The following is a 24,598-nucleotide window of genomic DNA, read 5'->3' as shown; positions in this document are numbered from 1 at the left end:
CATATTCCTCCACTTTATTTAAAGGTCCACTTATAATTTAAAAGAAAGTTGATAACTAATCCCATTCCGACAGCAACAATATTTGATAATATTGGGTGCAAATGAAAGTGATTCACAAATATAAAAAGAATACCTGTATTAAAACAGAGTGTAACGAGGTTAACAACTATAAATTTGCTAATTAAGGATAAATGTTTTGAGTTTGATCCAAAGACCCAATTCCTATTCCAATAATAGCTATTTAAGACGCCTAATCCATAGGAAAGGCCATTTGCGACTATATAATGGATACCTATATTGAGAAATAGGATAAAACTACAAATCGTAATAAGTGTGTTAAAAATACCAACCGTTCCGAATTTAATAAACCGCTTCATTATAATAACTCCTTCATACCTTATGCATTTTCGTCTGATGTGTTTGCTGTTTTTGATCAACACCAAAATAACCCATCGTGCTTAGTATTATCAGTAAAGGAGTTAAGCTTACTAAGTAACGAGAACAAGATTCCCAAAGGATAAAGAAAAAGAAAACCCCAATTATAGATAAAGTGGAATATATAATAAACTCTCTATGGTCCTTTAATTTATATATAAACAACAACCCAAACAGCAGTAAAAGGTGTTGAATCCTAGCGTAGCCCTGTAGTAAGACACCTGATTTGTTATCAACTAGTTCTTGATAGTTCTCTGGATGCATTGGTTGTCGTTGCAGTTTATTAACTAAGTAATAGGTCCCATCTGTCCACGTATGAGCAAGTTTTTCTTTATTGTATAGAATATTTCCTTTAAACCCCTTTTCTTGAATTCGTTTTTGAGTCTCCTTTAAATGAATTTTGGAAGTCTCTTCTTTTGAATGGGATTCTAATAAATGTAAGGTCATTTCAACATCGGATTGCGCATATCTTCCAAAGCGATTTTCATTTTGTCCCATCATAATCCAGTGTGTAACAGGAAAACTATATTTCTCTACGTCTTGTTCATCTAACAAATCATAATTGTATAATGAGAACGAGAAAAGAGACTTAAGAATAAACAGACTGATGAAAGGAACGAATAACAATAGTTTCCTCCATCTTTTAGCATATATAAAAAGTACAATGCTTAAAGCGATAATAAAAATGATTAAAGATCCCTTTAGAAGAAATCCTCCTGTAAGTAAAATAGATGCTCCTAAAATGGTAAAGAAGCTTTTTTTTAAACTTACCATTAGAGTCTACTATTAGATTTAAAGGTATAAGTAAAAAGTAACGAGAACATATCGGTATAAATAATTGGAGCAAAGAAAAGGTATGGGAAAAAACTGACACTTATAAAAAGAGTGACCAATCCAGTTGATTTACCTGCTACTTTTGTCCCGATTCTATAAATTAAAAATTGACATAATGTAATTACAAAAATATTTGCCAAAATATACGTTTGTAGTGTTGGAGAAAAGATATTTCCAATAAAAGCTAAGATTAAGACCATGAAAATGTTGTTTGGATAATGGATGAAGTATTCATTTAATTGTCCATTTTCTAGGACTTCTTTAGAGCTATTCACAATAACACCAAAATCCCATGTTGGATTAACGGCATATAACTTAACAATTAATAGTTGTAAAAAAACACTAAAAACTAAGCAAATAGGTACTATAAAACGATGAGTTTTATTCAGGATTTTATTAATGGTCGTTCGATATTTCAAAATTAATATCACTATACCTAAGGCACAAAAAAGTGTAATTAAATTAAAAAAAGGCGGTACATTAGGTTGAATTGTTTGAAACCCTCTACTTGTATAGATGTTTAACCCTACAATGATAGCTAAAACAACTGTGAAAATTGCAAATATACTTTTTTGTAACCAGTTAAAGAACAAGATACTACTCCTCCTACTAACTTTAAATGCGAAAAAACTGAGGTGTAAAACACCACTTTACTACTATATTAATATTATCTATAAAAAACAAGAGTTTCCCAGGTGTTTTGTAGAAATCAAATAAACCATATCCCCATACTTCCCTTAATTGAAAAATGATACAATAAACATAGGAATAATTCGACAAAAATATGGAGGGACGGTTATGAAGACCCTATCAAAAAAGATGTCCGATATTGATATTGCTCAATCAGCTGAAATGAAAACGATCAAAGAAATTGCAGAAAAAATTGATTTACAGGAAGAAGATATTGAGATGTATGGACGCTACAAGGCAAAGATTCCTTTACATACAATGGAAATGCATAAAAATAATCCTGCCGGAAAAGTCATTTTAGTGACAGCTATAAACCCCACTCCTGCAGGAGAAGGAAAATCGACGGTTACTGTAGGTTTAGGACAAGCCTTTGAAAAGCTCGATAAAAAAGCGATCATTGCCTTACGAGAACCTTCGTTAGGTCCCACAATGGGAATAAAGGGGGGAGCAGCTGGTGGAGGGTACTCGCAAGTTGTTCCAATGGAAGATATTAATCTTCACTTTACGGGAGATCTTCATGCAATCACAACAGCAAACAATACATTATCAGCTTTAATTGATAATCACATCCATCAAGGCAACGAGTTACACATCGATCCACGGCGTATTACTTGGAAGCGAGCTGTGGATTTAAACGACCGGTCGTTGCGCAATGTGGTTGTCGGGATGGGGGGGCCTGTTCATGGAGTTCCCCGTGAAGACGGTTTTGACATTACTGTTGCCTCTGAAATTATGGCCATCTTCTGTTTAGCAAACGATCTCGATGATTTAAAGAGACGGCTAGGCAATATTGTCGTTGGGTTTACATATGACCAAAAACCTGTAACAGCGCGCGACTTAGAAGCAGATGGTGTATTAACCGTGTTATTAAAAGATGCCTTTAATCCAAACCTTGTTCAAACGTTAGAACATACCCCCGCTCTTGTACACGGCGGACCGTTCGCAAACATTGCTCACGGCTGTAATAGCGTCGTCGCAACCAAAATGGCGAGTAAGCTCGCCGATTATGTAATTACAGAAGCTGGGTTTGGTGCTGACTTAGGAGCGGAAAAGTTTTTCCATATTAAAGCTCGTCAAGCGGACATTGATCCAAGTGCCGTTGTTATTGTTGCCACCATTCGAGCACTGAAAATGCATGGAGGTGTCCTTAAACAAGACTTGCAAAATGAAAAAATAGAAGCTCTCATTAAAGGAGCAGAAAACTTACAAAAGCATGTTGAAACGATTCAAGCTTTTGGTCTTCCGTTCGTTGTAGCAATCAATAAATTTTCAACCGATACGGACGAGGAAATCGATGCATTGCAGGGGTGGTGTAAGAAGAAGGGGTTTCCTGTAGCTTTATGTGACGTTTGGGGGCAAGGGGGAAAAGGAGGTATCGAGCTGGCGCAAACTTTAATCGACACGCTTGAAGATTCACATCACTCCTTGAATTATTTATATGATTTTACCGATTCCATCCCGGATAAACTTCACGCCATTGCAACGGAAGTGTATGGGGCACAAGGAGTAGATTTTAGCGCAAAAGCGATAAAACAAATCGAGCAATTTAAAAAGTACGGCTGGGATCAGTTGCCGATTTGTGTAGCCAAAACCCCCTCTTTCGTTATCCGATGATCCAATGAAAGTAGGCAGACCAAATGGCTTTACCTTGTCCGTTCGTGAGTTTAAGCCTTCAGTAGGAGCCGGGTTTTTAGTCGCATTAACAGGGGATGTCATGACCATGCCAGGACTCCCTAAAACACCTGCAGCTTTGAAAATCGATTTAGATGAACAAGGAAATGTAAAAGGGTTGTTTTAAAATAAAAATTTCCGCTTTTTAAAAAGTCCTACGGGGGACAGGAGAGCTAACAACATTGTTGTCATAAGACGAGGTGAATGATCGCCTTGTTTCTGGCGACTCTTTTTCCTCCTTTTGAACACATATTTATAACAGAATTCATTAAAAAGGAGTATTAAATTGCGAGTAGGTTTTTTGACAGAAAATTATCCTGAGAAAAGATGCATACTAGAAAAAATCGATCATGTAGAGTACAAAAAAAATACCTCCTTCAAAAGATCATACAGGATTGATATTAAAAGGGATTAGTAAGTTTGGTGTTCCTTTAACAGATCAAGCTAAGAGTAGATCAAATTTCATTTTTAAATCAAGTAACCAGTTAAAGGTTGATGTTTTACATACGTTTAATACTGTCTGTGATACGAAAACCCCATGGGTATCGACCTTTGAAACGACAATTCCGCGTTTAATTCAAACAATGAATTATCATCATGAAAACAGCACGATACAAATAGACCGTCAAATTAAAGAGACATTACAATTATTACAACAAGATTCGTGCAAAAAATTGATAGCTTTATCACAATGTAATTGGTCCATTCAAGAAGCACTCGTAAAAGAAGTATTCCCGGAGGCAGTTAATGATATTATGAACAAGACCGTGGTTATTCCTCCACCTCAACCTCTTTTGGTAAAGAAGCGTGACATCGAATTAAAAATGAAGGATATCCATAAAGAAATTAGATTTATCTTCGTTGGTCGTCAGTTTTTTCGAAAAGGTGGAAGAGAATTAATTCATGTCCTTGCTAAAATAAGAAAGCACTTTAATGTGAAATTTACGATTGTGAGTAGTCTTACATTTGGTGATTATGCGACTCAGACAACAATTAAAGATAAAGAAGACATGCTGAAAATCATTGAACAAAACGATGATTGGATCACTTGGATTGATGCATTAACTAATGAAGAAGTGCTAGCTTTATGTAAAAAAAGTCACGTTGGTTTATTACCGACATGGGCTGATACGTATGGTTATTCCGTTTTGGAAATGCAAGCAAGTGGATGTCCAGTTTTGACAACAAACATACGAGCACTTCCTGAAATAAATAATGATACATGTGGCTGGATATGTCCTATCCCTAGAAATAAGTTCGGTGAGGCATTATATTCGACAGAGTCGTCTAGAAAAATTCTCAGCGAGACTCTGGAAAAAGAGTTAGAAAAATCGATTGTTGAGATTTGTTCTAAACCGGAGCATATTATCGAGAGGGCTAGAAATGCATTGGTGAAAATTAAAGAGGAGCATGACCCTCTTGAATATGGAAGAAAGTTATTCGATATTTATAATGGAAAAGGTTGAAATCCCATCCATCGATAACTGTGTAGGATGTAAATATGTACTATAAATCATACTATTAGATTCCTTCACCTACCATTAAAGAAATTTTTTGAGTTGAAAAGGTGTAAACGAGTTGAAAAAGTGATCGTAAGAAACTCCATTGCCTTATTTTTCATTTCAATCATAGTGGTTTGGCTCATTTTTGATAAAGTACAGTATATTTAGCTCGCTGGTTAAAAAATAGTAAGATTAAGGGAAATTTGGGCTTGATTTAGCTTTAAAAGTATTAACAACAAAAAGGAGTTGAGTCTATGCCTAACATAAAACCAGTGTCTGACTTAAGAAATTACAATGAAGTATTAAAGGACATCAGCGTTGGAAATTCGGTATTTTTAACGAAAAATGGACGAGGTAGATTTGCTATTGTAAATATTGAAGACTACGAAAAGAGTCAAGATACCATTAGGTTATTATCAAAACTAATGGAAGCTGAGAAAGCAATAAAAACAGGTGAAGAATGGCTTACTTTAGATGAAGTGAAAAAAGAACTTGAGGTTTAATTTTTATGCCTGAATTAAGAATTAATCCGTTAGCAAAGCGGGACCTACTTTAAAGGAATATATTACTGAAGAATCCGGGTAATTAGAAACTGAAAGATATTTTTGATTGTATGGAAAAGTTAAATGTGTTCCATTTATTAGGATGGTAATTGTAAAATAAAGTTGAAACTTAGATTTTACTTTGCGAGGACGATATAATTTTCTATAAACAAGATAATATATCGGTTTCTATATATCGAGTTCTCTACTTTAAAAGAGATTACGTAAAAATACTTTTTGAATAGTAAACGACCGTATTTTGGATTGGTGTTGCGGAATCACCTTGCTATAATTATTAAAAAGTAGAGAGATTCTTTGTTTTGAAAGAAGAGAAAAAGAAAAAATATTTTAAACGATCAAATTGGTTTATGGTTCCTATATTTGTGGCAGTTTGTATCTTCTCCTATCCAAGTGGAACGGATTATAATCCTTCTTGGTTTACTTTCTTTTTTATATTGATTGCACTAAGAGGGATTGCTTTAGAGATGTTATGTGTTAAAAAGAATAGGAAAGAGCTTTTTTGGTATTCGGCTATTTTGATTCTTGCATTCGTTAGTCTGGTCGGATTTTCCTTTTCTAGCATGTTCTTTGAAGGTTTTTTCTATGATTATATTGAAAGTAATAATATAATCATTTGTAAGGTTCAGGGAGAGATCAAAGCTATAGTGCATTTTACAATCTTTTTTATTGAAAGGGGTAGATGAGGGATGATTTTAGTTACGAATACAATTAAAGTGAAAAAAGGTCATGTCCAAGAAGTAGCCAAACGATTTGAGCAACCAAAAGCTGTCCATCAGTCACCAGGGTTTGTTCGTCTGGAAGTATTAATTACGAAAGGTTTAGAAGAATACGATGAATTAAAAGTCTGCACCACTTGGGAGAATGATGAGGCATTCCAAGCATGGACTGAAAGTGATGCATTCAAGAATGCTCACCATAAACGTAAAACAGAAGGAAACGAAAACAAAGGGGAAAGCATCATGCTAGGAGCAGAGCTATCAAAATATGAAATTGCCTATCAGCATGAAGCGGGATAAAGAAAAGAAACCAGTTCCATCCATATTGGAGCTGGTTTTTAACGTATTTATTATTTTTATCATTCTTGTCACTTTGATTGGATGTACAAATGATGAAGTTGATTTCAACGAGCTTGCCAGAAGATAGTCACATCATGAAAGAAGAAAAACTGTACGAATTTCAAAATATATGAAAATGGTCTCAAGGTTTAAAAGCGGAATTAATCCAACAAGACGTTCAATTAACATTTTCCTTCAAGTTCGATGAAAACCTTCCTGAAAGGCTAACTTTTTTTTGAGATTTACGTTGATGATCAAGAAGTCATTATTTACGATGAGGATAATGATAGATATGCAAAATTAGATGAAGAAAAAGGGGAAAGGTTAAAAGAAATTCTTCATATGAAATGACCTAGTTGAGGCAAAAAATATTTGGTTTTATCGCTTGCGTAATGTAAAATTTAATGAGGATTGTCCACGTATTAATTACATATCGAGTGAAATCTTAATTTTATATAAGGAGTCGAGTTGTTATGGCAAAAACGTTGATTTTAGGGCATAAGAACCCTGATACAGATTCGATTTGTTCAGCAATTGCTTATGCAGATTTAAAGAAAGAATTAGGCTTAGAGGTTGAGCCTGTTCGTTTAGGAGAAATGAATGGAGAAACGAAATATGCATTGGAAGCTTTCTCAGCTGAAGCCCCTCGTTTAATCCAAACGGTGGCCAATGAAGTGAATGAAGTTATTTTAGTGGATCATAACGAACGTCAACAAAGTGTCGCCGATCTTGATCAAGTAAAAGTGTTAGAAGTCATTGATCATCATCGAATTGCCAACTTTGAAACAAGTGATCCTTTATACTATCGAGCAGAGCCAGTTGGTTGTACAGCAACAATTTTAAACAAACTTTACAAAGAGAATGGCATTGCGATTAAACAGGAAATTGCCGGTTTAATGCTTTCTGCAATTATTTCTGACTCATTGTTATTTAAGTCGCCTACATGTACGGAGCAAGATATAAAAGCGGCGAAAGAACTTGCGGAAATTGCTGGAGTAGATGCGAATAGCTATGGACTTGAGATGCTTAAAGCAGGGGCGGATGTAAGTGATAAAACGGCTCTTGAGCCTGATCACAATTGATGCGAAAGAATTCCAAATGGGTACTCATAAAGTGGAGGTTGCGCAAATTAATGTGGTCGATACGAACGACGTGTTAAAACGCCAAGAAGAAGTAGAAGTAGAAATCAACAAACTTATTGAAAGCAAATCGTTAGACTTATTTGTTTTTGTCATTACAGACATTTTAGAAAATGATTCTGTAGGTTTATTTCTCGGAAACGAAGCTGAAAAGGCAGCTCAATCATTCGACGTTGAATTAACAAATCACACAGCTTTATTAAAGGGTGTGGTTTCCCGTAAGAAACAAATCGTTCCTGTTGTGACTGAGGGGCTAACAAAATAAAAATTAGACGGGCTGATTGAAGATAAAAGTTCAATCAGCTTTTTTGCATTTGTCGATAAAACATTAATGCCTCTCGAATGACTTGACCATTGTATCCAGTCTTTGCATGAATTCGTTCAGTCCATTCTTCTATCGTAGACAAAGGGTGATCCTCGATAACTCCTTGATTCGTACTAAGAAAGCTTCGCCAATGTCCAAACTCCCAATGGGCCATATCATCTTGATGTGGTGTTCTTATTTCAACGAGTGGCTCTTGTTTGAATGTTTTTTGTGAAGAATTAGCAGCAATAATGAAATCACTCAGTGGAACGGGATTTGTGATATACCGTTGATTCGATACTTTTCCATTCGGTCTAAAGTAAAGTATTTCCACATGTTCAGGTTTAGGTATTACTTGAACGTGAGCAGCTGGGAAAAATCCAGCTAGCTTTTCATTCGAATAATCTGGAGCGCTTTTATCAATTAAGATCGGTTCCAACCATTGATCGCCTAAATCACATAAAAAACGGTGACCTTCCTCGTCAACTGCAATTACAGCAACATGAGCCGCTTCCGTTCCTAATTCGTGGCCAATGGGATACGCTTTCATTCCATCACTCTTAAATTCCTCTAATAACCAAATAGCAAGATCAAAACAGTTACCTGCGACTCCAAATTGTTCTCGGTGTTCTTTCATTAATGAAACATTTCTTTGAAAAGCTTGTCCTATTCTTTGATAGTACCAAGCTTTAGTTAATGTATCCATTGAAAAGTTATCAAACTTTCTCCACGTGGTTAAGATTGATTTTGATGCAAACATTTTTTCCTCCAAATAATCATTTTGCAAAAATGTTTAAAAACTCAAAGAAGACCTCAAATAATACATAGATGAACAATAAGCAAAATAATAAGACATAATTCTTTAAATGTAGAAAGATCAAACTTATCTTACCAAAGAGACCTTTGACGAAAAAAGATATGACTGCTCCGGCAAGAGGTAAGAGAAGAAGCATCCATATTAAAATAGCTGGACTCTCATCCATTGGTTTCATGTATTTGTCTCCTCCAAATGGAAGGTACCATATAGAAAATAGAATGAATAACGTAATGGTTAGTACATAAATCAATGTTGAAATTGAAAATAAAATGATTTTTGTTTTTTTTCATCATGACACTCCACAAAATAGTTTTTTCTTTTACATCTGAGATTCTGAGAAGAGGATTCGAATATAAAAGTAACTTAATAGGATTAATGACCCTATTCCTAATATAATATATACATTTAATTGCTGTAGGACGAGCAATTTTCGTTTTTTGTCTTGTTCTTTTTCGAAAAGTGAGCTGGTTAAACCCATGATTAAGGTGATGACAATTATATAGTAATAGAGTTCGTATTATAGCAAAATTGCGCTATTTCCTCTGATTGAAAGCTGGCTACATTTAATATGAGAAAGGTAAACGTTAATATGGATGTAATTATGAAAAGAGTTATTGACATATTAGAAGCAAGTGAATATTTTTTCATTTTTCTCCCCTTCGTGTGTTCTGCAAAGTACATTATCGCAAACCATTATTTGTATGACAATGAAAAATAAGAGAAAGGGATGAAAGACCTAAATGATTAATAGAGGCAGTCTCACATTATTCCTTTGGTCGTACCTTTGAGTGAATCATCTTACCTAGTAAAGGGAACATCCTTTTTTATGTTTTCATATGAGTCACTCTTATCATGTATCCCTCATAACATGAATACAATGATAGGGAATGAGGTGACAGCATGAAAGGGATTGTATTAGCAGGAGGAAGCGGAACGAGGCTTTTTCCATTAACGCTTGTAACGAGTAAACAGCTCTTGCCAATTTATGATAAGCCGATGATTTATTATCCTTTGTCAACATTAATGCTTGCTGGCATACAAGATATATTAATTATCTCGACACCAGAAGATACCCCGCGCTTTCAAAACCTACTCAATGATGGTTCCCAATTCGGTTTATCCCTTCAATATAAAGTTCAACCTCGTCCAGATGGTCTTGCTCAAGCGTTTTTATTAGCGGAAGAGTTTATTAACGGTGATTCTGTAGCGATGATTTTAGGAGATAACATTTACTATGGAAGTGGGATTCGAAAAAAGCTCATCAACGCTGCTACTAAAGAAAAAGGAGCAACGATCTTTGCTCACCATGTTCATGATCCTATGCGGTTTGGTGTGGTTGCTTTTGATGAAAATGGAAAGGTTTCAAGTGTAGAGGAAAAACCAAAAGAACCGAAATCAAACTATGCGATAACAGGTTTGTATTTTTATGATGAACGAGTAGTAGATATAGCTAAAAGTGTGAAGCCTTCTGCTCGAGGAGAGCTTGAAATTACTTCTATAAATGAGGTCTATTTAGATGTTGGTCAGTTAGAAGTAGAATTGTTAGGTAGGGGTTACACGTGGATTGACGCAGGAACACATGAAAGTTTGGTGGAGGCGACAAATTTCGTGAGAACCATTGAGGAGCATCAAGACGTGAAAATAGCCGCCCTAGAAGAAATTGCGTTTATCAATGGCTGGATTACAAAAGATCAGCTATTAAAATGCGGGGAAAAATTACAAAAAACTCCTTATGGGCATTATTTATTAAGAGTGGCTCAAGGAGAGTTAAAATATTAAGTATGGAGGCTTTCAATGAAGCTTACGGATACTAAACTACAAGGTGTGTGGATAGTCGAGCCTTGTGTGTATGGTGATCATCGTGGTTGGTTTTTCGAAATCTATAATCAAGAGGTTTTTGAAAAAATGGGCGTAGATGTCTCGTTTGTACAAGATAATCATTCTTTTTCCGCCCAAAAAGGCACGATTAGAGGGCTACATTATCAACTGAACCCTATGGCACAAGCGAAACTGGTTCGTTGTAGTAAAGGGGCCATTTTTGATGTCGCCATTGATATTCGCAGAGGAAGTCCTACTTATGGTCAATGGTTTGGGGTGGAATTGAATGAAGAAAACAAGCGACAGCTCTTTGTTTCGCAAGGGTTTGCCCATGGCTTTCAAACGCTAACAGAAGATGTAGAAGTTCAATATAAAGTCGATCAGTTTTGGACACCAGAGCTTGATCGAGTCATAAGTTGGAATGACCCTACTCTTAATATTACGTGGGATCTGGAAAAGGAACCGACGTTATCACAGAAAGATCAGGTTGCTCCATTGTTGGTTGAGGCAGAAAATAATTTTATTTACGAAGAGATGTAACGTTTGGGGGTAAATGTATGACAAGAAAGAAAATCTTGATAACCGGTGGCGCTGGGTTCATTGGTGGTAATTTAGTTCATTACTTTCTTGATCAATATCGTAATTATGACATTATTAATGTTGATTTATTGACGTATGCAGGTGAACTGACAAAGCATCAACATATTCAAAGTAGCGATCAATATGAATTTGTCCAAGCAAATATTGCGGATAATAAAGCAATGAGGGCTTTATTTCATGAAAAAAAACCTAATTACGTTATTCATTGTGCGGCTGAAAGTCATGTTGATCGTTCAATTGAAAACCCACAAGCCTTTGTCTACACAAATGTAATAGGAACGCAAATTTTATTAGAGGCAGCTAAAAAGGTTCAGGTTGAAAAGTTTATCCATGTGTCTACAGATGAAGTGTACGGGGAATTGCCGAAAGAAGGTGCGGAGCTTTTTACAGAAGAAACGCCTTTGAGACCAAATAGCCCTTATAGTGCATCTAAAGCATCGAGTGACTTATTAGTTCGAGCTTATTGTGAAACGTACGGGTTTCCGGCAGTGATCACTCGTTGCTCAAACAACTATGGTCCTTTTCATCTTCCTGAAAAGCTAATTCCTCTTACGATTTCACGTGTCATGAACAATCAGGAGGTCCCTGTTTATGGTGATGGAAAAAATATTCGGGATTGGCTTCATGTGTATGATCATTGTTCGGCCATTGATACCGTATTGCATCATGGAGAAATAGGTCAAGTGTATAACATTGGTAGTAACAATGAACGAACGAACCTTGATGTGGTCAAAACCATAATCAAAGAGTTAAATAAATCAGAGACTTTAATTGAATTTGTAGAAGATCGCCCAGGTCATGACGAACGTTATGCGATTGATGCGTCCAAATTAAAAAAGCTAGGCTGGAAGCCCAAATTTATTTTTGAAGAAGGAATTGTGCAAACTATTCAATGGTATATGAAAAACGGTCGTTGGTGGGAACAATTTGAAATAAAATGAGGAGGTTCAAAAAGAATTGAACCTCCTCATTTTTTAATGTTTGTTTTTACATTATTTTCCCTTGTGGTTCATCGTTAAACGGGTGCTTGCACATTCCTTAGTTTGAGTAAGCAGCTATAGGATAATGATCAGAATACTCATTATATTCGTTAAATACCGCTGTCCACGGAGGGGACTTAATATTTAATACCTCGTTTATCCATGTAGAAGGATGTTTATGACCGCTTGAAACAAAGATATAATCTAAATGCTGTGGGGCAAAATCAGGATAATCGTATTCGGCAATGGCATTCGTCTCAGGATCCCATGTAGAAGTATGACCGGTGTATTTTGGCTCTGTAACATTTAGTGTTTTTAGCATAGAATCATATTCTTCCGTATTGTCTTTTATAACGTTAAAGTCTCCTCCAATAATCAACATTTCATCTTCTGGGATTTGTTTTGACTCAATAAATTTCGCAATTTCTTTAAACTGGTTGTGACGTACAGTTGCGTCTTCTCCTTCACCACAACCTGTGTCATCTGCTTGGGCATGGGTTCCGATAATATGTTTGTACTCACCACTTTGATTCATCTTAATGTAGACAAATCCTTTGTTGGCAAACTTATCAGATCCACAAGCACTTTCATAAACATATTGTATTTTCTCTTCAATAGGCCACTTGCTTATAATTGCGACACCACCGTCTTCAGGAACAAAATTAGAGTAATCACCTAGTGTTTGGTCCCAACCATCTTTACTTCTTCCTAAAATAGAGGTTTGGTGTGGATATTCATCCTTAAGTTTTTCAAGTAATGTGCTTGATGCACTATTATCAAATAATTCATTTAAAATAATGGCATCTTGCCCTTTCATATAGTCGGCTTCGCCAATTAATTTAGCACGTTCAGATTGTCCCCAACGAGTTATATAGCTGGGAAGTAAAAATACATTGTGTTGAAGGATTTTAGTCGAGTTTGTTGCCGTATTGGCAGACGAGTAGGTTGGTAAGGATGAAAAAGCGGTAATAAATAGAATACATGTTATGATTAGTTTTTTCAATTGAATCCCTCCTAGATGTTATTTTAAAAAACAAAGCTAACTTTTAAAAATTTCGAACCAGTTTTAGGGCTACTTCTGAGATAACTGTAATTTTAGGGTGAAACCTCCCTGTCTAACCAAATTAAGGATCTCAAATATATATATTAACAATTTACGGTTTGATTGACAACCTTTTTAACTATATATAAATAGATGGTTTTTCGTGGCTTTTCTTTCTTCTTGCATTTTTTTAGTATAAAATAATAGATATCTTATTTCGTTGTTCAAAAAGTCCTACGATGAACAAAAGGTTCTAAAATTAATGTTTGCCAAAAGACGTGGTTCTATTAAGTTGTTGATCTTTTGTATTGGCTTTTTATATTTAGATTACCTTGTTATTCAGCGTATTTTTTATTTTTGAACACACACACTTTTACTATAGTGGAGGTTATTATGGACTGGAAAAGTACATATGAAAAATGGAACAACTTTGATAGCTTAGAGCCTGAATTAAAGGAGCAATTAGCGAGCTTAAATGAAACCGAGTTAGAAGATGCATTCTATAAAGAGCTAGAATTTGGAACTGGCGGAATGCGTGGTGAAATAGGTCCTGGAACGAATCGTATGAATGTTTATACCATTCGAAAAGCGACGGAAGGACTAGCGAAATTTATTAAAGGGTTTGGAGAGGAAGCGAAACAGCGTGGCGTGGCGATTGCCTATGATTCACGCCATAAATCACCGGAATTTGCGATGGAAGCGGCCAAAACGTTAGGGAAGCATGGGATCAAGGCCTATGTTTTTGATGAACTTAGGCCAACTCCTGAGTTATCCTTTGCTGTTCGTTATTTACATGCTTTTTCAGGTATTGTCATTACGGCGAGCCATAATCCACCCGAGTATAATGGCTATAAAGTATATGATCAAGAAGGCGGACAACTTCCTCCTCACGTAGCAAGTGAAGTGATTGAACATGTGAAGAGTATTGACAATGAGCTTGAAATTGAGGTGTTAAGTGAGCATGAGCTAAAAGAATCAGGCTTATTAACGATGATTGGAGAAGAAGTGGATACGGCTTATACGGAAAAAGTAACTAACTTAGCTGTGAATCCTTCTTTAATTAGAGAAATGTCGGGCAAGCTGAAGGTTGTCTTTACTCCTATTCATGGAACAGCGAATAAGCCTGTCCGTAGAGCCTTAAAGGAATTAGGCTATCAACATGTAACGGTGGTCAAAGAACAAGAGTACCAGATCGCAATTTTTCGACCGTTCGTTCTCCAAATCCGGAAGAGCATGATGCTTTTGAAATTGCCATTCGTTACGGAAACGAGCAGGAAGCAGACTTGTTAGTAGCGACCGATCCAGATGCAGATCGCATTGGTGTAGCGGTGAAAAATGATCAAGGAGAATACCAAGTATTAACCGGTAATCAGCTCGGTGCCCTTATGCTTGAGTATATTTTATCGCAAAAGAAACAAGGTGGTACACTACCTGAAAATGGAGTTGTTTTAAAGACAATCGTAACCTCAGAAATGGGTCGAGCAGTTGCAGAGCATTATGGTTTACCAACCGTGGATACACTAACAGGTTTTAAATTTATTGGAGAGAAAATTAAACAATATAGAGAATCAGGTGAGCATACGTTCCAATTCGGCTATGAAGAGAGCTATGGTTATTTAATTGGCGACTTTGTTCGTGACAAAGATGCCGTTCAGTCGGCTGTCATGGCCGTTGAAGTAGCTGCCTTTTATAAAAAACAAGGAAAGTCGTTGTATGAAGGTCTGTTCGAGATTTGGGAAAAGTATGGCTTCTATTTAGAAGACCTTGTGTCCATGACCTTTAAAGGGAAGGCTGGTTCAGAAAAAATCGGACAAATGTTAGCTGATTTCCGTCAAAATCCCCCGACTAAAGTGGCAGGTTATACGGTTGTTTCTGTGGAGGACTATCAATCATCTGAAGCCCATCACTTATTGTCGGGGCAAAAGTCCGAAATCAAGTTACCAAAGTCAAATGTATTAAAATACCACCTTGAAAACGGTTCTTGGTTCTGCCTTCGTCCGTCAGGAACAGAGCCGAAAATTAAATTCTACTTCGGAGTTAAAGGAGAAACCTTTACGGAGAGTAAAGACCTTCTTGAAGCATTGAAAGAAGATGTAGTTTCGAAAGTACAATAGTTTGCATATAAAAAAGAAGATTGCTCAAGGCAATCTTCTTTTTAACGTCATTAGTTTTTACTTGTTTTAACTGTATAGTTAACTCCATCAGTCACGATTTTAATGTCGCCATGGTTTTTAGTAGATTTAATTTGTGAATTCACTTTTTCCAATCGTTTGATGACATCGTTACTTGGAAGTCCATTTGAATTTTCCCCATAAGAAATAATGGATAGTTCAGGTTTGACTTCATTTAAAAACGCGCTACTAGTTGCTGTATTTGCTCCGTGCTGTCCTACTTGTAATATTTCAGCATCAATATCATATTTTTCGATCATTTTATCTTCTACCTTTTTAGTAGCGTCACTCATTAGAAGAAAATCAGTTTCACCATACGTAACATTTAGGACAGTAGAGGAATCATCCATATTAGAGCTGTCAGAATCCCTGGTATTCAAAATTTGAATATCAACAGAACTATCAATTGTGATAGAATTTCCTTCTTTAGCTATTTCATAGTATAAGTCATCATCTAACCTACGTAACTCATCTATTAATTCACTATCATATCCATTGTATGTTCCACTATAATTCATGAACCTTTTAACTGAAATTTCATCTAAAACTGTAAGTAATCCACCAAGATGTTCTTCGTCGAGTTGAGTAGCTATCATGAGGTCAATTTTATCAATTCCCAAATCATTCAAGTAGGAAACGACTTTGTCCCCCTCTGATTTTAGACCACCATCAATGAGAACATTTTTACCATTTGGTAAAAGAAACAATGTGCTATTTCCTTGTTCAACATCAATAAAATGAGCCTCAGTAGTGTCTACATCTTTTTCATTGGTTAAACCATAGCTTTTAATAACAGAGTTACTAATTGCAACAGGACCACCTAAAACAAAATGTTTCTTTTGCTTTTGTACGAAATCTTTTACTAAAGCATTTGGTTTGTTTGGATCTGTAAGAACAATATTTGCGTTCTTTTTAAGTGCTAATCCACTAGCGGCTACTGCATCAGGGAACTCGGGTGATTTTGGATTTGTTGATGTTCCGCGTGCTAAAATGACTCTATCTGTTTTGGTTAAAGAAGTTGCCAATAATCCTGTTTCATAACGATTCTCTCCAGCAAATCGTTCTACAACTTTGATTCCTTTATTAGTTAATTCTCTTTCGAGTTTTTCTGAAATGACAGCAGTTCCTCCATAAATGTAAACTTTTTTAATATTATCTGGCAATTTGACAGGTAATTCATCTTTTTTTAGCTAAAAAGATTGGGATATTGTTTAAGGCTGAAAAGCTGCTCGCAGAAAGTGCATCTACAATTGTTTCCCCATTTGCAATTATTGCGGTGTCAGTAGAATCAAGGTGACCTCCAGAAAATATATTAATCCAATTGGCAGTTTGGAAACGATCGTCGCCAGCAATTCTAATAGGAATGAAACCCTTATCATCTAATTTTTTGTCAATTGATTCACTAATTGCTTTTTCTCCACCTAAAATATAGATATGCTCAGGTTTTAATCGTTCTATTTCTTTTAAGGTTTCTTCAGGTAGTTTGTCGGAATACGTAAGTAGTATAGGGGCGTCTTTTTTACCTACCAAACTAGCTGCTGCTAAGGCATCAGCAGGTACATCTGCTCTTGCTAGAATAACCACTTTGGTACCAAATTGGTTGTGCCCTACACCCTTTGGCCAACCTTCTTTGGATATTTCAATGGCTGTTTGGATACGGTTATCCCCAGCTATACGCTCGTAAGACTTACTTTCACTTGCTTCTACTTGTTGAAATGGTGTTAACATTGAAAAAACTAACAACAAGCTGATAATAGACATTACAAATTTATTCATATTTCACACTCCTTAATATTGGTATTTCCGCTATGATTCTACCAATGTTTATTTAATGTTAGAATAGTAAATGTAGAAAAAAATAGAAATGAATAAAAGGACTTACAATAAAATAGGGTATATTTACTAGAATTATTAGTATAATAAGGTATATTGATATAGTTTTGATCGACAAAATCAAGATGGCGGATATTGTTGAACATCTATATTTAAAATGTTTTTTGAATTAATAAACTAATATGAAGGCAGAATTGTTTTACTAGTATATGTTGCTAACTGACTTTTCATAAATTTATATATTAGTAAAAATATACAAATAATTAGAGTGTTGGCGGTGTGACGTCCGATACGGGGAATTCGCTTGGCGGATGTGAATGAATATCATCTACTAAGAAATACATATTGATAATTTAACATATAAAACCACAAATCAAACCTCTACATTATTCCTCAAAATTGATTCTATTGAACTATCTCTACCTCCTACTAACCTACCGTTTTGGTTTAAATCTAAAAGAATATAAGGAAACGACTGGGAATTATTTTCTGGTTGTCATATAATTTGTAATTGATAAACTTTTTTAAAGGGGGTACTACCTATTGAAACTAAAAAAATTACTTATATGTAGTATGGGACTATCACTAGTACTTGGAGGATGTATGAATATGGATAAAAAAGTAGAAGACGAACAAACCACTAAAAACGTAGATACGGAGACTGGATCTACAGATAATGAAGAATTAAACAAAAACCAACATGAACGCGATCTTTATGTCAGTGTGCAGGACTATACTGGGGAAGAATATGATCCTAAAGGAGCAACAAAAATTAATGAAATTGCGCAAGACAATCGGAAAGAGATTGAAGAAGCTGTTCAAACGTTTTTTCTAGAAAAATATAAAACAGAAGTGATTGTACAAAATGTTGTAGGAACAATTGATAACGCCCTTGTTTATGTTGAATCTGTAGGGGAGCCACATTTTTATTCAGAAGCGTTTGTGCCTATCGATGATCGTGAGAAGAAAGTGTTAACAGATGAAGTGTGGTCTAATGAAGGAATTGTTGAAAACACGTTGATTACTGGTATTTTCGCTATGATTTTTGATGAAGAAATTGCAAAGCTTGATGAGTATATGGAAAAAATAGTTAATGAATACCCTGTCACTGGTATTAGACAGGAAGCTCTAGAGAGTGTGTATGGTAATGGATATAGTACGCCTTATTATTATACAAATGCATTTCACACAGACTTTCAGAAAATTTATGATATGTATATGGAAAATCCACATGTTACGAAAGAACAATTAAAAAAACAGTTTTCCAAAGATGATTACGATCCTGAAGATTTTTCAATTACCATTTATCTTTTTATGGAAATTCAAAATGTAGAGCCGGATAAAGAAATTTTTGACAAAATTTCATATGATATAGAAAATATGCAGGGGATTCCACAGGGAATATATTCAATTTATCTTCATGACTTGTCAGTCAAAAGTTTTCACCTTTAAGAAGCCTTCAGATCCTCGTCAAAAAAAGGGTCTGATTGCTTCTTTTTCATTATTCGACTTATGCATAAACGGCTCGTTTTACTAAAAAGCGAAAAAGTCGTCTTCCTTAAATAATAGGCAACGGTCGCTTCTGAGACAATAGGGTTGGACTTCGTTCGTAAAAATCGAACAGGACTCTCATTAATCTTAGTTGAAAAAGTAAGAGACAACATTTGAAGCATCCCCATGGCGATACAACTACACATGACAAATCCCTCGATTGCTTTCAAAGCGGACAAGATGAGTTCTTTCTCTTTTTCATCCTCCATTTCTTCTAATGGATGAATCATTCCTTTTTTTGCATAGCGTCTCAGTTTAGGCATGGCTTTTGACCAAAATTGATACCCAAATCCATTCATCACTTGTTTCAGCTCTCGAAACGTACATTCAATTTTGAACCTAAAACTGTACAATTCAATGATGTTAACGGGATCTAAATCGAGCTTCGTTGTAACAAGAATGGCTGTTTTTTCTCCATACATGACAAGGACGAATCGCAGTTCTTGATAAAGCTTTTGCCCCCATAATAAATTAAGGCAAAGGTAACGAACGGTCTCTTCTTTTCCATATAAACGGACGGTTGCTTCTACGAATTCACTCTTCCTTGATGTAAAGAGGTCTTGAAGTTTGATGGTCTCTCCTTTTTTACGAGGACGACCTTTCCCTTTATATTCACCGGGCTTTGTATAAGCCCTACAAGACTTCTTGGCTTTAGTCAAAAGGTGAAGCATCGTTTCTGATTTCTCTAACAGTTCTGCCCGTTTCATAAGAGCAAAAATGGATAAATAGTAGCCATCAAGCAGTACGAGCGATTCTCCCATACATTTAGCTGCTTGAAACGCATCGTTTATGATTTGAACAATGTGAGAACCTTCACATTCATAATTGTTCTGTTTTTTTCTCCAATTTCGAATCATGTTGACACCGTCATGGAGCCTGATCGAAAGAGGAAGACAAAATAGTTTCTTAGAAGGATCGCCAATGAGAACACCTATCCCACCAAACATGTGCCCAAAGATAAACTCGGCTTTTGAGGAATTTTCTGATTCTTGATGTAACCTCTTCACACCAGGCATTTTTCGTGCTTCTTTCGATTGCTTCACGCCATCTCCTACCAAGATGGTGATGCCGTCTTTCTTATAGATGGGTGCCTTACGATAAACAAGCTTCGTCCATGTTTGAATAAGATCCTCTAACTTCCAAGCTTGGGACCTAAAAAATGCATCATAGCAGGATAGGACTTGGGTGAGATCGAAAGCTCACGAATGATGGAGGTTAATCCTACTTGATCGGAACGTAACATCAATCCAATAATCATGACGACAAACCATTCATAGGTAGCTTGTCGTGTAAAACAGGTCCTAAATTCTGAAAGTTCTTTATCTATTCTTTTCCACATAATCACTATGGTCATTCGCTGTTGAGTTTGATACAATATCAAAGATAACTCTTCTCGGATGACATGTCTCCTTATTTTGTTTAGTCGCTTAATAGGTTAACATGAAATCAAGCAGAAGGGTTATTTTTTATGCAGAAAATTCTCTTTCTAAGGGATTGAGTCATCTTTATAAAATGGACTTTGTAAGGGACCCCAAGACTCCTGCGGAAAAACGGGCTAGTCAAGACCCCGCAATGTGAGGCACGAACGAGGAGGCTTGACAGGTCGTCCGCGGAAAGCGAGGGGAATCCCTTACCATTACATAAAAAACATCGAGTATGGGGAAAAAGCTTTGAAAAATTCCGGAGAACTTTTGACTCTCCATTTCATGATAATAGGGTAAATAAGACGAACGGATTTGGTACTAAAGACAATAGTTTGGAAAGAGCATATCCAGATGAAATTAAAAAAGAATAAATATTATATTGTGGGGTGTTTGGAATGAGTAACATAAAAATCATTTATACAAATGCTAATGCATATACAACTGAAATTAAGGACACGGATCTTGTTGAGCTAGCTGGATTTCATGCTTATAAAGAATATGAAGAAGATAGGATTTTCAAAGTAAACGGAAAAGATTTTAGAAAAATTAATACAAGGTACGATGGAATAAATGGTCTCGATGCATTAACAGTTCAAAATGTTACTACAAATGAAATTACAGTTGTCTATGTCGGAACCGATACTTCACAAAAAGCAGATTTAATCACTGATGTCCAACTGTTAAGTGAACAAACACCTGCTCAAATTACAGATACAAGAAAATATTATAATGAAATGGATGAATTATTTAAAGATGTTGGCAGTGTGACGTCGGTTACGGGGAATTCGCTTGGCGGATGTGATTGAATATCATCTATTAAGAAATACATATTGATAATTTAACATTTAAAACCACAAATCAAACCTCTATATTATTCCTCAAAATTGATTCTATAGAACTATCCTTACCCCCTACGAACCTACCGTTTTGGTTTAAATCAAAAAAATTATCAGGAAACGTCTGGGGATTACATTCTGATTGTCATATAATTTGTAAGTGTCGAACATTTTTAAAGGGAGGTACTACCTATTGAAACTAAAAAAATTACTTATATGTAGTATTGGACTATCACTACTACTTGGAGGATGTATGAATATGGATAAAAAAGTAGAAGACGAACAAACCACTAAGAACGTAGATACAGAGACTGGATCTACTGATAATGAAGAATTAAACCAAAACCAACATGAACGCGATCTTTATATGAGTGTGCAAGACTATACTGGGGAAGAATACGAGACACCAACCTATAACGAAAAAATCGATAAATTTGCAGAAGAAAATCGTTTAGTTGTTGAAAAGGCCGTAAAGAACTATTTTTCAGAAGAATATAAGACAGAAGTAATTGTCCATAATATTGTAGGTGCACAAGATGGAGCTGCTGTTATTGTGGAATCTGTTGGTGAACCTCACTTTTACACAGAAGCTATTATACCTATAGATTTGTCCGAGGAAGAAATTTTAGAAGACGAGGTCTGGTCTCAAAAAGGACAGGTGGAAGATGCGATTATAACAGGGCTTTTAGCCATGATTTTTGAAGAAAAGTATCGAGTGCTCGAAAATTATTTAGAAGAGGCTGTAAACAAATATCCGGTTACAGGTATTACTCAGGACGCTTTAGAGAAAGTAAGCGCTAGTGGCTATAGTACAACTTTATACTATACTGATTGGTACCAACCACTTTCAAGTGAGCTATATAACACATATATAGAAAACCCTAATATGACAAAAGATGAGTGGGAAGAAAACTTTTCTAATTTTGAGTATGATTCCAACCTTTTAGGGATAACGATAGATTTATACATGAATGAAGAAAATCAAAGTCCAGATGAAAAGATATTTGAAAGTATTGTTAGCGATATAGAGGGTCTTCAAGGAGTTCCTAAAGGGGCATATGCTGTCATAATTAATGATAATCGAATTAATAAAACAAGCGGAATTGGCACAAAAGAGAATTCTATCATTTTAAGAGATTTCGAACTTATTATTAAAGAATAATTCTAATGGGGAGGATAAAAATGGATATTACTAATGTGAAGTATGTTGATAATAATACTACCCATAATGATTTAGTTGAGTTAGCCGGGTACCATGCTTACAGAAAATATAAGATGCAAACAGAGATATCAGTTAATAATACTACCTTTAAAGTTGTAGATACTCGTTATAACCACAAAAGTGGTCTCGATGCTTTAACAGTCAGAAATGTTGAAACAAATGAAATTACAGTTGTCTATGTCGGAACCGATACATCACAAAAAGCAGATTTAATCACTGACGCTCAATTGTTAAGTGAACTAACGCCTTCTCAAATAAAAGAAGCAAGAAAATATTATAATGAAATGGATGAATTATTTAAAGGTGTTGGCGGTGTGACGTCCGTTACGGGGAATTCGCTTGGAGGTGGGTTGGCCAATGCGGTTGCTGTGGAGCATCCGGGTTTAAGAACAGTGACGTTGAATCCTGCTCTTTTGCCAGATGGCATGATTGAAGAAGGAAAAAGCTACGATGATCATATTACGAACTATTTTAGTCAATATGATGTTCTCACTGGGTCGATTACCTCATTATGGATGGGAAATAGAATACCAGGAAAGCAGTATGAAATATATAATGGGATTCCTGATATGTCAAAGATCGGAACAAATCATACCGGCTATCGTGGGGGAGATATTGAAAAACAGTATTACACGATAGGCAAGAAAGGTCAGCCAGGGTATGGACGAATTTACATTGATGCTGATTCATCCATTGTCACAAGTATTTGGACTGGACAACCACTTTATGGGGGTCATTCCGACCGGATTGACATCAACAAGCAGAGTCTTGACCATCTAGCGAGTTCTATAGAAGAACAAGTAAGGGAACGATTAGAGCTTGCTAATGGTTATTTAGGAAATTCATATGAAATAGTAGAAGATGAAGAATCAAAGTATTTTCAAAGATTACATGACTTGCAGCGTGCTTTTGATGATTTAGTGGATCATTGGGTAGAAGATCCTTTGTTTGTTGGGCTTTCTTCACCAGGAAATGCACTGAAACGTGAAATAGGGAAACTTATTGATTGGTTAGATAAAGCAGAGCAACATTGTCTGTCACTAAATGCAATCTTAAACTCACCTCCATCTGAACTATTGGAACATGTGACTCGAACGAATATTAGTGTTGAAAGTATATTTTCTGTACCTAGAAACAAACTTTACGATTTACAAGATAAGATAGATGAATTTACGAAGAGTTTAAACACGGCCATCTCAGATGAAATTCAAGAAATTTTAAAAGGAGGAGCGGAGTCCTGGCGTGATGCAGTGGTAGGGGAAATAGATGAGCATTATCAAATTGTACATAGTAATTCAGAAAAGCTTCTTACACATATAGCAGAGTATAAAAGTCAAGTTCAAGATGTTGCTACCGCTTTTACCAATCGGGATCAATCTCTAGGAAATGCAATAAAGAGTCATGTTGGAATGGCGGAAATTGACTCTGTTCAATCAACAAATGAATATGTATTAGAGGACTCTCCTTATATGAAAGTAAGAATGAAGCTAAAGGAAATGCATGTAGAAGTTTCATTTCAGAACTTTTCCGCAGTTGCAACAGCAATTGCTATTCCATTAATAGTGATCGCCATTGATATCGCTACTAAAATTGAAGGTGGACTTGAAATTGCCTCTGGCTGCTGTTCAAGGGGGGAGCAAAGGTAGCATCTTATGGAAGTCCATCTAGTTTAATATTAAGTGTATTTACAGATTATGAAGATCGAGTTCAAGCAAAAGTTCAACCTATAATTGATTTTCTTGATATGATTGCGGAATCGACTGAAGGAATTCGAAAAGGACTGATGAAGCTTTTAACTGGGTTTCCAATGCTTCTTGAAGAATTTAAACCATACATAGATAATGCGATCTTTCAAGAGGAAGGCTATAAAAATATCCACTATTATAATACAGCTAGCATTAGTATTTTAAAAGAGATGGAAATGCTCTTTGACGATATTGTTTACCAATTGTCAGATCAAAAAGCAACCGCTATTGATGAGTTATGTGAGATTTCTAAAAAAGTAAAGTCGAATATGAGTATAATGAAAGAACAAGTGGATCGTGTCACGATAAGTTAACAAGATCTTGTTATTTTTCACCAACCGTTTTATAATGGTACTAATGATGAAA

The 24,598-nt window shown here is 35.6% G+C and carries 20 protein-coding genes and 4 pseudogenes; 14 read left to right on the top strand and 10 right to left on the bottom strand.

Features of this window, described 5'->3' with window-relative positions:
• Positions 1-14: 14 nt before the first annotated feature.
• From LC087_RS11635 to LC087_RS11625, 3 genes are all read right to left on the bottom strand, one after another.
• Positions 15-377 carry a GtrA family protein gene (locus LC087_RS11635; RefSeq protein WP_226541846.1) on the bottom strand — a complete coding sequence of 121 codons (363 nt, stop codon included), beginning with the start codon at positions 375-377 and terminating at the stop codon, positions 15-17.
• Positions 378-390: 13 nt separating this feature from the next.
• On the bottom strand, positions 391-1,062 hold the full coding sequence (locus LC087_RS11630) for a glycosyltransferase family protein (protein ID WP_306019590.1): 672 nt from the start codon (positions 1,060-1,062) through the stop codon (positions 391-393).
• A 146-nt stretch (positions 1,063-1,208) separates the two neighbouring features.
• Complete coding sequence (locus LC087_RS11625) at positions 1,209-1,862, bottom strand: hypothetical protein (protein ID WP_306019589.1); 654 nt, start codon at positions 1,860-1,862, stop codon at positions 1,209-1,211.
• 205 nt (positions 1,863-2,067) lie between these two features.
• Here LC087_RS11625 and LC087_RS11620 point away from each other — a divergent pair.
• The 6 genes and pseudogenes from LC087_RS11620 (at position 2,068) to LC087_RS11595 (ending at position 8,154) form a co-directional block, all read left to right on the top strand.
• Positions 2,068-3,757, top strand: a pseudogene (locus LC087_RS11620) (formate--tetrahydrofolate ligase).
• 268 nt (positions 3,758-4,025) lie between these two features.
• Positions 4,026-5,096: a glycosyltransferase family 4 protein gene (locus tag LC087_RS11615; RefSeq protein ID WP_306019588.1), complete on the top strand. Its 1,071-nt coding sequence runs from the start codon at positions 4,026-4,028 to the stop codon at positions 5,094-5,096.
• Between the two features lie 290 nt (positions 5,097-5,386).
• The gene (locus LC087_RS11610; protein WP_226541837.1) at positions 5,387-5,635 is read left to right on the top strand and encodes a type II toxin-antitoxin system prevent-host-death family antitoxin; all 249 of its coding nucleotides are present in this window, start codon (positions 5,387-5,389) and stop codon (positions 5,633-5,635) included.
• Between the two features lie 359 nt (positions 5,636-5,994).
• Positions 5,995-6,378: a hypothetical protein gene (locus LC087_RS11605; RefSeq protein WP_226541835.1), complete on the top strand. Its 384-nt coding sequence runs from the start codon at positions 5,995-5,997 to the stop codon at positions 6,376-6,378.
• 3 nt (positions 6,379-6,381) lie between these two features.
• Entirely contained in the window at positions 6,382-6,711 is a 330-nt protein-coding gene (locus tag LC087_RS11600; protein WP_226541833.1) for an antibiotic biosynthesis monooxygenase, read from the top strand.
• A 512-nt stretch (positions 6,712-7,223) separates the two neighbouring features.
• Positions 7,224-8,154 (top strand): annotated as a pseudogene (locus tag LC087_RS11595) (manganese-dependent inorganic pyrophosphatase).
• A 34-nt stretch (positions 8,155-8,188) separates the two neighbouring features.
• Here the strand turns inward: LC087_RS11595 and LC087_RS11590 are convergent.
• Positions 8,189-8,953 (bottom strand): hypothetical protein, encoded by a 765-nt coding sequence (locus LC087_RS11590; protein WP_226541829.1) that lies wholly within the window; start codon positions 8,951-8,953, stop codon positions 8,189-8,191.
• Between the two features lie 16 nt (positions 8,954-8,969).
• Positions 8,970-9,185 (bottom strand): hypothetical protein, encoded by a 216-nt coding sequence (locus LC087_RS11585; RefSeq protein ID WP_306019587.1) that lies wholly within the window; start codon positions 9,183-9,185, stop codon positions 8,970-8,972.
• Positions 9,186-9,910: 725 nt separating this feature from the next.
• Here LC087_RS11585 and rfbA point away from each other — a divergent pair.
• The 3 genes from rfbA to rfbB are packed head-to-tail and all read left to right on the top strand — an operon-like array spanning position 9,911 to position 12,369.
• On the top strand, positions 9,911-10,789 hold the full coding sequence (gene rfbA, locus LC087_RS11580) for a glucose-1-phosphate thymidylyltransferase RfbA (protein WP_226541825.1): 879 nt from the start codon (positions 9,911-9,913) through the stop codon (positions 10,787-10,789).
• A gap of 15 nt (positions 10,790-10,804) precedes the next feature.
• Entirely contained in the window at positions 10,805-11,368 is a 564-nt protein-coding gene (gene rfbC, locus LC087_RS11575) for a dTDP-4-dehydrorhamnose 3,5-epimerase (RefSeq protein WP_226541823.1), read from the top strand.
• Positions 11,369-11,385: 17 nt separating this feature from the next.
• Positions 11,386-12,369 carry a dTDP-glucose 4,6-dehydratase gene (rfbB, locus tag LC087_RS11570; protein WP_226541821.1) on the top strand — a complete coding sequence of 328 codons (984 nt, stop codon included), beginning with the start codon at positions 11,386-11,388 and terminating at the stop codon, positions 12,367-12,369.
• Positions 12,370-12,466: 97 nt separating this feature from the next.
• Here rfbB and sph read toward each other — a convergent pair whose 3' ends face one another.
• Complete coding sequence (gene sph / locus LC087_RS11565; protein ID WP_371932695.1) at positions 12,467-13,417, bottom strand: sphingomyelin phosphodiesterase; 951 nt, start codon at positions 13,415-13,417, stop codon at positions 12,467-12,469.
• A 426-nt stretch (positions 13,418-13,843) separates the two neighbouring features.
• On the opposite strand from sph, the pseudogene LC087_RS11560 reads away from it, so the two are divergent.
• Positions 13,844-15,564 (top strand): annotated as a pseudogene (locus LC087_RS11560) (phospho-sugar mutase).
• Between the two features lie 50 nt (positions 15,565-15,614).
• Here LC087_RS11560 and LC087_RS11555 read toward each other — a convergent pair.
• Both LC087_RS11555 and LC087_RS11550 read right to left on the bottom strand, forming a co-directional pair.
• Positions 15,615-16,784 carry a cell wall-binding repeat-containing protein gene (locus tag LC087_RS11555; protein ID WP_306019586.1) on the bottom strand — a complete coding sequence of 390 codons (1,170 nt, stop codon included), beginning with the start codon at positions 16,782-16,784 and terminating at the stop codon, positions 15,615-15,617.
• Positions 16,785-16,797: 13 nt separating this feature from the next.
• Positions 16,798-17,397, bottom strand: coding sequence for a cell wall-binding repeat-containing protein (locus LC087_RS11550; protein ID WP_306019585.1), 600 nt, complete (start codon positions 17,395-17,397; stop codon positions 16,798-16,800).
• 666 nt (positions 17,398-18,063) lie between these two features.
• On the opposite strand from LC087_RS11550, the gene LC087_RS11545 reads away from it, so the two are divergent.
• On the top strand, positions 18,064-18,906 hold the full coding sequence (locus LC087_RS11545; RefSeq protein ID WP_226541817.1) for a DUF1672 family protein: 843 nt from the start codon (positions 18,064-18,066) through the stop codon (positions 18,904-18,906).
• Here LC087_RS11545 and LC087_RS11540 read toward each other — a convergent pair.
• Together LC087_RS11540 and LC087_RS11535 are read right to left on the bottom strand one after the other, a co-directional pair.
• The gene (locus tag LC087_RS11540) at positions 18,903-20,048 is read right to left on the bottom strand and encodes a transposase (RefSeq protein ID WP_306019584.1); all 1,146 of its coding nucleotides are present in this window, start codon (positions 20,046-20,048) and stop codon (positions 18,903-18,905) included. The genes LC087_RS11545 and LC087_RS11540 overlap by 4 nt on opposite strands.
• A gap of 89 nt (positions 20,049-20,137) precedes the next feature.
• Positions 20,138-20,386 (bottom strand): hypothetical protein, encoded by a 249-nt coding sequence (locus tag LC087_RS11535; RefSeq protein ID WP_306019583.1) that lies wholly within the window; start codon positions 20,384-20,386, stop codon positions 20,138-20,140.
• A 438-nt stretch (positions 20,387-20,824) separates the two neighbouring features.
• On the opposite strand from LC087_RS11535, the gene LC087_RS11530 reads away from it, so the two are divergent.
• From LC087_RS11530 to LC087_RS11520, 3 genes and pseudogenes are all read left to right on the top strand, one after another.
• A complete protein-coding gene (locus LC087_RS11530) occupies positions 20,825-21,235 on the top strand; it encodes a hypothetical protein (protein ID WP_226541669.1) in 411 nt (136 codons plus the stop codon).
• Between the two features lie 223 nt (positions 21,236-21,458).
• Entirely contained in the window at positions 21,459-22,427 is a 969-nt protein-coding gene (locus tag LC087_RS11525) for a DUF1672 family protein (RefSeq protein WP_226541666.1), read from the top strand.
• Positions 22,428-22,447: 20 nt separating this feature from the next.
• A pseudogene (locus LC087_RS11520) lies at positions 22,448-24,546 on the top strand (SA1320 family protein).
• Positions 24,547-24,598: the final 52 nt, after the last annotated feature.

This window comes from Bacillus carboniphilus (assembly GCF_020524035.2).
Lineage (GTDB): Bacteria > Bacillota > Bacilli > Bacillales > JAIVKR01 > Bacillus_CC.
Note: the sequence above shows the minus strand (reverse complement) of the source record. Positions and strands in the feature narration are given on the sequence as shown.